This window comes from Candidatus Infernicultor aquiphilus (genome assembly GCF_002784285.1).
GTDB classification, from domain to species: Bacteria; Atribacterota; Phoenicimicrobiia; order Phoenicimicrobiales; family Phoenicimicrobiaceae; genus Infernicultor; species Infernicultor aquiphilus.
The window spans coordinates 1-13,401 of the sequence record NZ_PFKO01000388.1 but is presented as its reverse complement, the minus strand read 5'-3'; the positions used below and the strand labels follow the sequence as shown (position 1 = coordinate 13,401).

14 protein-coding genes and 1 other annotated feature are annotated in these 13,401 nt (G+C 34.7%); all 14 genes read left to right on the top strand.

The window, feature by feature from the left end:
- Positions 1 to 1,421, top strand: a 1,421-nt coding sequence (locus COZ07_RS10795) for an alpha-isopropylmalate synthase regulatory domain-containing protein (RefSeq protein ID WP_406608568.1), incomplete at its 5' end; no start/stop codon positions are given.
- Between the two features lie 227 nt (positions 1,422 to 1,648).
- Positions 1,649 to 2,809, top strand: a complete 1,161-nt coding sequence (locus COZ07_RS10790) for a homocysteine biosynthesis protein (protein WP_406608567.1) — start codon at positions 1,649 to 1,651, stop codon at positions 2,807 to 2,809.
- A 93-nt stretch (positions 2,810 to 2,902) separates the two neighbouring features.
- A complete protein-coding gene (locus tag COZ07_RS10785; RefSeq protein ID WP_406608566.1) occupies positions 2,903 to 3,310 on the top strand; it encodes a 4Fe-4S binding protein in 408 nt (135 codons plus the stop codon).
- 30 nt (positions 3,311 to 3,340) lie between these two features.
- Positions 3,341 to 4,093 carry a UPF0280 family protein gene (locus tag COZ07_RS10780; RefSeq protein ID WP_406608569.1) on the top strand — a complete coding sequence of 251 codons (753 nt, stop codon included), beginning with the start codon at positions 3,341 to 3,343 and terminating at the stop codon, positions 4,091 to 4,093.
- A gap of 128 nt (positions 4,094 to 4,221) precedes the next feature.
- Entirely contained in the window at positions 4,222 to 5,037 is an 816-nt protein-coding gene (gene proC / locus COZ07_RS10775) for a pyrroline-5-carboxylate reductase (protein WP_406608565.1), read from the top strand.
- A gap of 31 nt (positions 5,038 to 5,068) precedes the next feature.
- Positions 5,069 to 5,713: a corrinoid protein gene (locus tag COZ07_RS10770; RefSeq protein WP_406608564.1), complete on the top strand. Its 645-nt coding sequence runs from the start codon at positions 5,069 to 5,071 to the stop codon at positions 5,711 to 5,713.
- A gap of 6 nt (positions 5,714 to 5,719) precedes the next feature.
- Positions 5,720 to 6,520, top strand: coding sequence for a methyltetrahydrofolate cobalamin methyltransferase (locus COZ07_RS10765; protein ID WP_406608563.1), 801 nt, complete (start codon positions 5,720 to 5,722; stop codon positions 6,518 to 6,520).
- A gap of 40 nt (positions 6,521 to 6,560) precedes the next feature.
- A complete protein-coding gene (locus tag COZ07_RS10760) occupies positions 6,561 to 7,424 on the top strand; it encodes a methylenetetrahydrofolate reductase (RefSeq protein ID WP_406608562.1) in 864 nt (287 codons plus the stop codon).
- Between the two features lie 15 nt (positions 7,425 to 7,439).
- Positions 7,440 to 8,138 (top strand): hypothetical protein, encoded by a 699-nt coding sequence (locus COZ07_RS10755; protein WP_406608561.1) that lies wholly within the window; start codon positions 7,440 to 7,442, stop codon positions 8,136 to 8,138.
- 86 nt (positions 8,139 to 8,224) lie between these two features.
- Positions 8,225 to 8,512, top strand: a binding site (T-box leader).
- Positions 8,513 to 8,742: 230 nt separating this feature from the next.
- Positions 8,743 to 10,245 (top strand): anthranilate synthase component I, encoded by a 1,503-nt coding sequence (trpE, locus tag COZ07_RS10750; protein WP_406608560.1) that lies wholly within the window; start codon positions 8,743 to 8,745, stop codon positions 10,243 to 10,245.
- Between the two features lie 56 nt (positions 10,246 to 10,301).
- Entirely contained in the window at positions 10,302 to 10,898 is a 597-nt protein-coding gene (locus COZ07_RS10745) for an aminodeoxychorismate/anthranilate synthase component II (RefSeq protein ID WP_406608559.1), read from the top strand.
- 91 nt (positions 10,899 to 10,989) lie between these two features.
- On the top strand, positions 10,990 to 12,015 hold the full coding sequence (gene trpD / locus COZ07_RS10740; protein ID WP_406608558.1) for an anthranilate phosphoribosyltransferase: 1,026 nt from the start codon (positions 10,990 to 10,992) through the stop codon (positions 12,013 to 12,015).
- Entirely contained in the window at positions 12,012 to 12,818 is an 807-nt protein-coding gene (trpC, locus tag COZ07_RS10735; protein WP_406608557.1) for an indole-3-glycerol-phosphate synthase, read from the top strand. The genes trpD and trpC overlap by 4 nt, the downstream gene beginning before the upstream one ends.
- 4 nt (positions 12,819 to 12,822) lie before the next feature.
- Positions 12,823 to 13,401, top strand: a 579-nt coding sequence (locus tag COZ07_RS10730; protein WP_406608556.1) for a phosphoribosylanthranilate isomerase, incomplete at its 3' end; no start/stop codon positions are given.

The window sequence follows — 13,401 nt, the reverse complement described above, 5'->3', positions numbered from 1 at the left end:
CCAGTGCTAAAGTAAGCAAAGGAGAGGAACACTCTGTAGAAGAGATAATTAATTGGGCTAAAAAAAACAACCATCTAGAGCAGGTAGAAATTTTAGGGTTTGTAGATAAAACAGAATCGGTCGATTGGATTTATAATCTTGGTGGAAGGGTAATGAATATTCTTGCTAAAGGGTCAATAAATCATTTAACCAATCAACTAAGGAAAACCAAAGAAGAGCATATTAAAGATATAAAAGAGACTATTGCGTATGCTGATAAAAAAGGGATTGTCTGTAATATATATATTGAAGATTGGTCTAATGGCATGATTTTTTCTCGAGATTATGTCTACTATCTTTTAGATCATCTTCGAGGAGAACCGATAAAACGATTTATGTTGCCCGATACGCTTGGTATTCTTTATTTTAAACGCGTTTACGAATTTATTAAAGATATTTTAGAAAAATATCCTGATCTTCATTTTGATTTTCATGCCCATAATGATTATGGTCTAGCTACGGTAAATACTTTAGTAGCGATAGAAGCCGGAATAAAGGGAGTGCATTGCACCGTTAATGGTATGGGTGAACGGGCAGGAAATGCTTCTTTAGAAGAAGTAGTGGTTGGAATTCACGATTTTTTTGATTTTAAAACTGGAATTAACGAAAAATATTTATACCATCTTAGTAAAACAGTAGAAATATTTTCTGGGCATCGATTAGCTTCTAATAAACCTATATCTGGTTTAAATGTTTTTACTCAAACTGCTGGAATTCATGCCGATGGAGATAGAAAAGGAAATCTTTATGCTAGTGCTCTTTTACCCGAAAGGTTTGGACGCAAGAGACAATATTCTTTGGGTAAATTAAGCGGAAAATCTAATTTAGAATATAACTTGGAAAAAATTGGTATTCAGCTTACTAAAGAACAAAAAAAACGGGTATTGGAGAGGGTGATTGAGCTGGGTGATAAAAAGGAAGCTATTACCGCAGAAGAATTACCCTATATTATTTCAGATGTTTTAAAAACACCTCATGAAAAAAGTTTTAAATTGAAATTATGTAATATAGTCACTTGTAGTGGGTTAAAACCTACTGCGGTAGTACAATTATTATACCGGGATGGAATAGCGGACAAAGAGTTGCTATTAGAAGAAAGTGCTCAGGGAGATGGCGGATATGATGCATTTATGAATGCTATTAGGAAAATAGCCAAAAAAATAAATTATTCGCTACCCACCCTTTTAGATTATGTGGTTATTATTCCTCCCGGTGGAAAAACAGATGCCTTAGTACAGTGTACTATTACCTGGAGTAATCAATATAACAAAACCTTTGTAACTAAAGGGGTCAATCCCGATCAGGTTTTGGCTGCTGTAGAAGCAACCGAAAAGATGTTAAATGTAATTGCTTTTCAGAAAAAAGAACAGTTAACACAATAAATAAGATTAATTATTTTGGGTATATCGTAGGTAAATAGTTAATTCCTGGTTAGCTGGTTAAAAAAATGCAAGAGAGAGAAAGAAGTAGGGGCAGATCTCGTGTCTGCCCGTAATGTGTAATGTGTTGTAGGGGCACGATGCATCGTGCCCCTACACCTGAATACTAGTTTTTTTCACGTGATGCTTGATACGATATACTAACGACTAATTTACAGGAAGGTTATTTTATGGCGATACAAAAAACTTATGAAGAAATTAATACTAAGATTAAAAGTGGTAAAGCAGTAATAGTCACAGCAGAAGAAATTATTTCTATCGTTGAGGAGAAGGGTATAGAAAAGGCAACCGAAGAGATAGATGTGGTTACTACCGGTACTTTTGGACCCATGTGCTCTTCAGGGGCAATCATTAACTTTGGACATAGTGATCCTCCTATTCGGATGCAAAAAATTTGGTTAAACGAGGTGGAAGCTTATGGCGGATTAGCAGCAGTTGATACCTATATTGGTGCCACTCAGCTCTCTGAAAGTAAAGGGATGGAATACGGAGGTGCTCATGTGATTGAAGATTTAATTTCCGGGAAAAAGATTCGATTAAGGGCTATATCCCAGGGAACAGATTGCTATCCTCGACGGGAAATAGAGACTTATATAACTAAAGAAAGTATAAATCAAGCAATTTTGTTTAATCCCCGAAATGGTTATCAAAACTATAATGTAGCAGTAAATACTTCTGCTCGGAAGATATACACTTATATGGGGGTCTTGCTCCCCAATCTAGGAAATGCGACTTACTCTACTAGCGGTCAATTGAGCCCTTTGCTTAATGACCCTGAATTTATAACCATTGGCCTGGGCACTCGTATATTTTTAGGTGGAGCACAAGGTTATATAGTTTGGGAAGGAACGCAATTTTATCCTCAAATACTAAAAGATGAAGGAGGTAAAACCATCTATAAAGGAGGAACTTTAGCAGTAATGGGAGATTTAAAAGAAATGAGCACCGATTATATTCGGGCAGCAATTTTTAAAGGCTATGGGGTGAGTTTGGTAGTAGGTATAGGAATTCCTATCCCCATTTTAAATAGTGAAGTAATGAAATTTGTAGCCATAAAAGATGAAGATATCTACACTCAGATAATTGACTATAGTTTTCCTCATCGAGAGAGACCTTCTTTGGGATGGGTAAATTATAAGCAATTAAGAGAGGGGAATATTACTATTCGGGGGGGGAATGTTCCTACCTCTTCACTTTCCAGTTATGCCAAAGCTCGGGAAATTGCTCAAAAATTAAAAGAAGAAATATTAAAGGGAAATTTTTTACTGCAGAAACCTATCCAAAAATTTCCTAAAGAGAGTGAATTTAAACCCTTATTAGAGATTCATTAAAAGCAATACTTTATACGAAAAAAGTTTTGAGTTTTGAACTAACGACTAACAACTATTCACTAACAACTAATTTATAATTAAAAGGATATTTAAATGATAAAAAAGAAAGTAATCTTAAATTTTTCTCCCGAAAATGTGGAGAGACCGGTTACCTATCAGCTGATAAAAAAATATGATTTATGGGTAAATATTTTGCAGGCAAAATTCGAACCTAAATTAGGCGGAAAATTACTTTTAGAACTTAAAGGAAGTGAAAATCAAATAGAAGAAGGGTTGAGCTTTGTTAGGCAGATAGGTGTAGGGGTTATGCTTTTAGAACAAGAAGTCTTATGGGATGAAAAAAAATGTATTGATTGTGGGGCATGTATCTCTATTTGTCCAACCGGAGTATTATCTTTAGACCAAGTGACTTATAAATTAAAATTTGACTATGAAAAATGTATAGTTTGCGGCAATTGTGTAGAGGCCTGTCCTTTACAGGCCATTAAAGTTACTTTTTAGAAAGGTTTAAAGTAAGTGAGTAGAAAAGCAATGATTTTTCCTGAGGTGAATAAAATAGAATATCTAGAAAGGAATTACCGCGATTTAATTAAGGGAAAAGATTTGGTCTCTTTTCAAATAAAGGAAGCAGAAAGTGATCTATATATAAGGGCAAGTCAAGAATTAACTTCTTATGCTCGGCAGGCGCTTTTACGCTTTAGAGGACAAATAAAGGATTATATTTATAGTCACCCATTATTTGAAAGTACGCTTTTGCCTTATCCCCGAGAAGATGACATGCCTGAAATAATTGATGCTATGATTCAGGCTGCAATTTGGTGCGGAGTTGGACCTATGGCAGCGGTAGCTGGGGCAATAGCTGAATTTGTGGGGAAGGAACTTTTGAATTATTCTTCCGAAGTAATTGTAGAAAATGGGGGAGATATCTTTATTAAGAGTAACCAGGAGAGAAAAGTAAGTATCTTCGCTGGAGAGTCTCCTCTGAGTCAGAAAATTATTTTAAAGATAGAAACACCAAAAAATTATGTAGGAGTTTGCACCTCATCTGGGACGGTTGGCCCTTCTTTAAGCTTTGGGAAAGCAGATGCGGTTACCGTAATTTCTGATTCTGTTTTACTTGCTGATGTCGCTGCTACAGCAATAGGTAATGTGGTAAAAACTAAAGAAGATATAGGACAAGGTTTAATTTATGCCCAAAAAATAAAGAGTATAAAGGGTGTAATAATAATAAAAGAGGATAAAATGGGCCTCTGGGGAGATGTAAATTTTATGGTGATAAAGTAGAAAAAAATGATAAACAAACCATTTGGGTAAATTGGTGGATTGGTGGATTGACAAATTGGCAAATTGGTAAATTGGCAAATTGGTTAATTTAAAAATTAAATATTTTTTATGAGCAGGAGGGATATAAAATGCTTATTAATAAGAAAGTTGCTATAATTGGAGTGGGAAAGATGGGAGAAATTCTGCTTGATAGTATGATTAAAAATAACTTGGTAAAGAGAGAAAATTTAAGTGGAAGTACTGCCCGAGAAGAACATGCAGAAGAAATAAATAAAAAATATAAGGTCAGGACTTATCTTGATAATAAAAAGATGGTTTTACAAAAAGATGTAATTATTTTAGCTCTCAAGCCCCAGATGATAAAGAAAGTAATTTTTGAAATCAAAGAAGTGGTTACAGAAAAACAATTAATAATATCTATTGCTGCAGCTACCAGTACTCAATTTATAGAGGATTGTTTAGGAAAGAATATTCCGGTAATCAGGGCTATGCCCAATACCCCTGCTTTAATTAATGAAGGTATGACGGTTCTTTGTCCGGGAAGATATGCTGATAAAAATCATATTCAAATGTCTATGCATATCTTTGGAGCAGTAGGACTAGTGGAGGTTATTTACCAGGAAGGATTAATGGATGTAGTTACAGCTTTATCCGGCAGCGGTCCGGCTTATACTTATATAATTATCGAGTCCCTAACTGAGGGAGGAGTAAGAATGGGCTTGCCTCGAGAATTAGCTCGAAGATTAACTGCCCAAACCTTGTTAGGGGCAGCAAAGATGGTATTGAAAACAGGGATGCATCCAGCTTTATTAAAAGATGCAGTGACTACTCCGGCTGGAGTTACGGTAGATGGATTGATGGAATTAGAAGATGGTGGGATTAGAGTAACCCTTATTAAAGCGGTTAGTAAGGCTACAGAAAAATCTAAAGAAATTTCTCAGTAGAAGGGTATTAATTTAGAGAGGGAGATAATTTATGGTGGAGTTAAAGGAACTACAAGAAGCCCTATTTCTAGGGAATATTTCTAAAGTAAAGGAGATTATCCAGAAAGCTTTACAGGAAAATATAGATCCTAAGGAAATTTTAGAACAGGGCTTAATTAAAGGGATGGAGATTGTGGGAATAAAATTCAAGAACAATGATATTTTTCTTCCTGAAGTGTTATTAGCTTCTCAAGCTATGTATGGAGGTATGGAATTGTTACAGCCCATATTAATTAAAAGTGGAGTAAAGGCGGTAGGTAAGGTAATAATTGGTACTACCAAAGGTGATTTGCACGATATTGGTAAGAACCTGGTAGCTATGATGTTAAAAGGGGGAGGATTTGAAGTGGTAGATTTAGGGATAGATGTTTCACCCGAAAAATTTTTAAAAGCCACTCAAGAATATCAACCAGATATAGTGGGGATATCTGCTTTATTAACTACTACTATGATGGGGATGAAAGAAGTAATAACTATTTTAAAGAAAAAAGGCTTAAAAGATAAAGTAAAGGTAATGATTGGGGGAGCTCCTATTACTCAGGAATTTGCAGATGAAATTGGGGCAGATGGATATGCCCCAGATGTTGCCTCGGCAGTGGAAAAGGCTAAGAAGTTTTTAAAGGAATTAAGGAGATAATAAAAATTGCTTATTATTGGAGAAAAGATAAATTCCAGCCGAAAAAATATTCAAGAAATGGTGGAAAGAAAGAATAAAGAGTTTATTCAAGAGTTAGCTCGAAAACAGGTTGAAGGTGGAGCCCAGATGCTGGATATAAATATTGGGACCATTAGAAAGAACGAACCAGAAGATATGAAATGGCTGGTAAAGACAGTTCAAGAGGCAGTGAATGTTCCTTTATGTATTGATAGCCCTAACTATATGGCTATAAAAGCAGGGTTAGAAGTTTATGATTGGAGTAAAGGGAAAGCCTTGATTAATTCAGTGACTGCAGAGAGAAAAAAACTGGAATTAATTTTACCCCTGGTTAAAAAATATCAGTGTTCAGTAGTTGCCCTTACTATGGATGAACAGGGAATCCCTCAGAACTCTAAAAAAAGATGTAAAATTGCTGATGAATTAATTAAAAAGTTTACCAGCGAAGGAATTCTTACCGAAGATATATATATCGATCCTTTGACTTTACCAGTTAGTGCTAATATTCAAAATTCTGATATTGTTCTGCAGACTTTAAGGAAAATTAAGAATTCTTATCCTGAAGTTAAAACCATTATAGGATTAAGCAATATTTCCTATGGGTTACCGGAAAGAAGTTTAATTAATCAAAGTTTCCTGGTTTTGGCTATGGCATATGGTCTTAATGCCACAATTCTGGATTCTACTAATAAAAATTTAATGGCTTTAATTAAAGCAACTGACCTTTTGTTGGGTAAAGATGAATTTTGCAAACAATATCTTATGTCCTTTCGAGAAGGAAGATTTTAATTTTAATTAATGGGGAGTAAAAAAGGGAGGAGTAACGATAATGAATTTAAGAGAGAAACTGGCCGCAAAAAAATTTGTAGTAACAGTGGAATTAGATCCCCCGAAAACTTTAAATTTAGATAAAATATTAAGAGAGATAAATAGTGCCAATTTCAGAAAAGTAGTAGATGCGGTAAATGTTACCGATTGCCCTCTGGCTAAATTAAGGATGAGCCCTATCGCCCTTTCACATATTATTCAGGAAAAAATAGGATTAGAATCAATTTTTCATATCACTTGCCGAGATAGAAATTTGTTGGGTTTACAAGCCGAGCTTTTAGGTGCATCTGCTTTGGGGGTAAAAAATATTTTAGCTTTAACCGGAGACCCTCCCGAGATGGGTGATTATACTAAGGCAACCGGTGTTTACGACCTGGATTCGGTAGGATTAGTGAAGATGGTAAATAAATTAAATAACGGGTATGAATATAAAGGAGAGGAACTTAAAAGTAGAACAGATTTTTTTATCGGAGTAGCAGTTAATCCTTCTGCTCAAGATTTAAAAAAAGAGATAAAGCGATTTGAGGAAAAAGTTTCAGCGGGGGCTAATTTTGTTCAAACTCAACCCATTTATGATATTGAAATATTAGAAAGATTTCTTGAATTTACCGCTCATCTTAATATACCTAAAATTATCGGGATTATGCCTTTAAAGAGTTATAAGATGATTGAATATTTAAATAATAATTTACCCGAAATTTTTATCCCCTCGGTGGTAAAAGAGAGAATGATAGGGAAAGATATAGGAGAGGGAATAAAGATTTCCCAGGAATTTATTGATAAGATACGCAAATTTAAAGAGGTAGCTGGAATTCATATTTTCCCCTTAAGAGATATGGATTTAGTTTGCCGTTTGTTAAATTAAGCAGAGATGAGAGATATGAAGATAATAAAAGACCTTAAATTAGACTTAGATAAAGAAGAAATATTACGCTATCAGGGCTATAGTAGAAATAAGGTTAAAGAACCCAACCAAAATATTTTACGGATTACCGAAGAGGAAATTAATCGAGGCTACAGTCTTTTTAAGCCTCAGGGGATTTATTCCTTAATTAGAATCAAAGGCTCTGCCTTAGAGGGGAGAATTAATTTAGAAAGTGGGCTTATTTTTAGATTTGCTAAATCTATAATTAAACAATTAAAAGGAGCAAGTCATTTACTTGTGGGAGTAGTTACTATAGGAGATTTATTAGAAAAGAAAGTCTCTGAGTTATTTTCTCAAGGAGAATATCCTCGGGCATTAGCTTTGGATGCAGTGGGAACAGTGGCAGTTGAAGATTTTAGTCGGAAAGTTAGAAAATTGGCTCGTCAAGAAGTAATAGAACAGGGCTTTAAAACCAGTAGGCATTTTTCTCCCGGTTATAGTGGCTGGGAGGTGTCTCAACAAGAAATTATCTTTAAAAGTATTCCTTCAGATAATATCGGAGTAAGACTAAGCAAAGGTTTTATGATGTTGCCTCGAAAGTCGTTATCCTGGGTAATTGGGGTAGGTAAAGAAATAATTACCTTTTCTGGAGAAGATAATAACTGTAATGAAAATTGTCAGTCTAAATGTTGCAGCTATAGAATTTTTGATTAATTTTTTTCTGAGTATTATTTTTTAAAAATTTTTCTAAAAAACTTGACATATATGCTATAATAGCTTAAAAGGAAAATTAATAATGGCTAAAAGCAAAGCGTGGGAGAAGTAGCAGATTACAAAATTTGTACAGAGAGTCGTTTATGGTGAGAAGCGACATAAAAATTTAAAAGGATTTGCGAAATGGACCCACAAGCTTCAGACTGAAAGGGTATAAATAGTCCGAGTAAGTTTTGACGGACTTTTCCTCCGTAAAAAGGAAAAGTGTATCGGTGTATAGTTAATTTATATTGCCCGTACTCTGCAGAGTAGGATTTTTCTAAATAAAAATCCTATTAGAGTGGCACCACGGAAATTAACCTTTCGTCTCTTGGAGATGAAGGGTTTTTTTATTTATTTACGATATAAATTATATACTCGTATACTTTATTGAGAGGGGTCTAATAATTAAGACTGGATGATATTGATTGATTAGACTCAAACAGGGTGGCACCGCGGATAAAAACTCTTCGTCCCTATTAATTCGATAATTAAATTAGGGATGGAGAGTTTTTTTTATTTTGTTATATATTATTTATCAAATTTAAATATTAGGAGATGTTTGATGATGACGGGTAGGATCTATTATCCCAACAAAGAAGATTTTTTAAAGTTAGCCAATAAGGGAAATCTGCTGACAGTGTACTGCAAAATTCTTGCCGATACAGAGACTCCCATTAGCGCTTTTCAAAAGATAGGGAGAGATAGTTTTAGCTATTTATTGGAAAGCGGAGAGGGAGGAGATAAGTTAGCTCGCTATTCATTTATTGGAATTGATCCTTTTTTAATTTTTCAGAGCAAAGATATAAGAATTGAAATAATAACAAAAGATAAAAAAGAAGTACATAAAGAAAATCCTATTCTTTATTTGCGTCAGTTATTTGCCGAATTTAAGATTACTCCAATTAAAGGATTACCGCGTTTTTTTGGAGGTGGAGTGGGATACTTTGGTTATGATATGGTCAGATTTATTGAGAACCTTCCTCGGAAGGCTATTGATGATCTTGATATACCCGATTGTCTTTTAGTATTTGCAGGGACGATATTAGTGTTTGATCATTTAACCCATCAACTATGGATAATTGTTAATATTTCTCTAAAGATAAAGGAAATATCCATAGAAGTGGCTTATGATCAGGCAATTGTTCAGATCGAAGAAGTTATAACTCAATTAAAAAACTCTCAATCTCCTTATTTAGAGGACCAAAAGGAGGTAAACGAAAAAAGCAAGTCCTTACCACAAATACAAAGCAATGTTACCAAAGAAGAATTTATGAGTAAAGTGAAAAAAGTGAAAGATTATATTTTAGCGGGAGATACTTTTCAGGTGGTATTGTCTCAGCGTTTAACTAGAAAAGTAAAGATCCCTCCTTTAAAAATCTATCGTTCTTTACGAAGTTTAAATCCCTCCCCTTATATGTATTATCTAAATTATGGGGAAGCTCAAGTGGTAGGAACCTCTCCTGAACCATTGGTTAGATTAACTGGTGAATTGGTAGAGAGTAAACCTATTGCTGGGACCCGTCCCCGGAGTAAAAACGAGATTGAAGATGCGGAGCTAGAGAAAGAAATGTTAAATGATGAGAAAGAGAAAGCAGAACATACTATGTTGGTAGATTTAGCCCGAAATGATTTGGGTCGAATTTGCCGTTCTGGTACGGTAAGAGTAAGAAATTTTATGAAAGTGGAAAAGTTCTCTCATGTAATGCATTTAGTTTCAGAAGTAGAAGGTGAAATCCAACCGAATAAAGACGCTTTTGATGTATTAGAAGCATGTTTCCCAGCTGGGACAGTTTCGGGTGCACCCAAGGTGCGGGCAATGGAGATTATTGATGAATTAGAACCGAATTGTCGAGGACCCTATGCAGGAGCAGTGGGATATATCGGCTTTAATGGAAATATGGATACTTGTATTACCATTCGTACTATTATTTTTAAAGGTAATCAGGCTTATGTTCAAGTAGGGGCAGGAATTGTAGCTGATTCCATTCCCGAAATGGAATATAGAGAGACCTTAAACAAGTCTAAGGCAATGCTTAAGGCCATAGATTTGGCAGAAAGTTTTTAAAATGTAACATTTAGTGCCTGGCACAAAATGTTACATTGGCAAAGGAGGGAGTAAGAGTGATATTGGTAATTGACAATTATGATTCTTTTACTTTTAATCTGGTTCAGTATCTGGGTGAATTAAGTATAAAAACACAGGTCTATCGTAATGATAAAATAAATGTTAAAGAGATCATTAAAAAAGATTTACTGGGGATAGTTATTTCTCCAGGTCCTTGCACTCCCAAAGAAGCTGGTATTTCGGTAGAAGTAGTGCAAAAATTAGGTTCTAAAATTCCCATCTTGGGGGTTTGTTTAGGGCACCAAGCTATTGGGGTAGCTTATGGGGGAAAAGTGATCAGGGCTAAAAAGTTAGTGCATGGTAAAGCCTCTTATATTTATCATCAACAAAAGGGTATTTATTCTGGAATAGATAATCCTTTTTTAGCTGGGAGGTATCATTCTTTAATCTTAGACCCACTTTCTTTACCTTCCTGTCTCGAAGTTACTGCCCATGCTGATGATGAGGTGATTATGGGGATAAGTCATAAAGAATATCCTGTTTTAGGGGTACAATTTCATCCAGAATCCATTTTAACTTCCTCAGGAAAGGATATTTTAAAAAATTTTATTTGTTTTGCTCAAAAATTTATAGAAGGCGAAATAAAACATTAAATAGAAAATAAGGAAAATAGTATGTAAAGAATCAGATTGATTTAATTGATATTTAAAAATAATTTTTTAAAGTAGAAGGAGTAGGAGAGATATGTTTAAAACTTTACTAAATAAAGTGGTATTAGGGGAGAGTTTAGATGAAAAAGAAGCCAAAAAAACTATGAATAAGATTATGCAAGGAGAAGTAACTTCGGCTCAGATAGCAAGTTTTTTAACTGCTTTACGAATAAAAGGAGAGACCATAGAAGAAATTGTTGGATTTGCTCAAGCTATGAGAGAGAATGCTGTGAAATTAAAAAAAGTTTATCCTTTTGCAGTAGATACTTGTGGTACTGGCGGAGATTGTAAAGGCACCTTTAATATCTCCACAGTTACGGCTTTGGTAGTAGCCGGAGCTGGGCTAAAGGTAGCTAAACATGGCAATAGAGGGGTATCCAGTAAAAGCGGGAGTGCTGATGTATTGGAAGCTTTAGGTATAACTATAAATTTAACCCCTATTCAAATAGAGGAGTGTTTAGAGAAAGTGGGAATTGCTTTTTTCTTTGCTCCTATTTTTCATCCGGCTATGAAATTTGCACTGGGTCCTCGGAGAGAAATAGGATTTCGTACCATCTTTAACCTACTCGGTCCTCTTACTAATCCAGCAGGAGCGAAATATCAGGTTATAGGAGTTTATGATACAAATCTTACTGAATTGATAGCGGGAGTATTGGGTAGACTTGGAGTGCAAGGTGCAATGGTAGTATGCGGAGAAAATGGAATAGATGAAATAACTTTAACTGGATCTACCAAGATTAGCCAAGTGAAGGACGGAATAATAGAGACTTTCTATCTTGAACCAGAAGAATTAGGATTGCAACGATGTAAATTAAAGGATATTCAAGGAGGAGATGCTAAGACTAATGCAAAGATTGCTTTAGGTATATTAAATGGTCAAAGAAAAGGTCCTCAACGAGATATAGTTCTGCTAAATGCTGCTGCTGTTTTGACAGTAAGAGGAGTAGTGCAAGACATAAAAATAGGAATAAAGAAAGTGGCAGAAATTATCGATTCAGGAGCTGCTTTAAGAAAATTAGAAGAATTAAGAGACTATACCACCAGAGGATTAAATAAATGAATATTCTTGACGAGATTATAATTAATAAACAAGAAGAAATTAAACGAGATAAAGAGAATTATCCTCTCCAACTTTTAATTGATTTAATAACAGAAGGATTACCTCCTACTCGAGACTTTTTGGGGCGCTTAAACGATTCTTCTGATGTTTCGATAATTGCTGAGCTTAAATTTGCTTCTCCTTCTCGGGGAGTAATCAATAAAAAAAGGAAGTTAGAGGAAATTATTCGAGCTTATACTACGGGTGGAGTAGCTGCTATCTCAGTTTTGACTGAAAGAAAATTTTTCCAAGGTGATCCTGATAATATTCGTAAAGTTAAAAAAATAACTAATTTACCCGTTCTAAGAAAAGACTTTATTATAGATGAATATCAGATTTATCAATCTCGTTGTTTTGGGGCTGATGTCATTTTACTCCTGGCTAATTTATTAGATCAATTATCATTGAATTATTTTCAAAAAATAGCTCGATCTTTAGGGATGGATTGCGTAGTTGAAGTTCATAGTATCGATGAATTAAAAAAAGCTTGGGGTACAGAATCAAATATTATTGGAATTAATAATCGTAATTTAGTAAATTTTTCTATAGATTTATCCGCGACCATTAAATTAGGTCATTTGATTCCTAAAGATTGTTTGTTAATAAGTGAAAGTGGGATTAAAAATCGTGAAGATATAAAGGAATTAAGCTTTTATGGAATAGATGCGGTATTAATAGGTGAGGCTTTAATGTCTGCTGATGACCTTAACCATAAACTGAAAGAATTAGTAGGAGTGCCGAGAAGAAATAAGAAAAGGAAATAAATTTATGTGGATTAAGATTTGTGGAATAAAAGATATAAATACAGCTCATATAGTTATAGATGCAGGTGCTAAGGCATTAGGATTTGTTTTTGCTCCAAGTTTGCGGAGAATTATTCCAGAAGAGGCAAGAAAAATTATTCAGAACTTACCTAAAGATATATTGCGGGTGGGAGTTTTTGTTAATGCTCCCATATCTTTAGTAAAAGAGATTACTGAGTATTGTAATTTAACCACTCTCCAATTTCATGGCCAAGAGAGCACTGATTATTGCCGACAATTTAAAAAACCGATAATAAAAGCAATTAAAGTGGCAAAAAATGGTCAATTTTTCCCTGACCCAGTAAGGTATAAGGAATTTATAAAAATGTTTTTAACTGATACCTATCAACCAGGTACAGAGGGGGGAACTGGGAAGATTTTCCCTTGGGAAAAGGTAGAAATTATTAAAGGATATGGATTAGTAATTTTAGCAGGTGGCTTAGACCCCAATAATATTTTTCAAGCACTTACTGTTGCCCGTCCCTGGGGAGTGGATGTAAGCAGTGGGGTGGAAACGAAGGGTCGTAAAGATAGCAAAAAAATA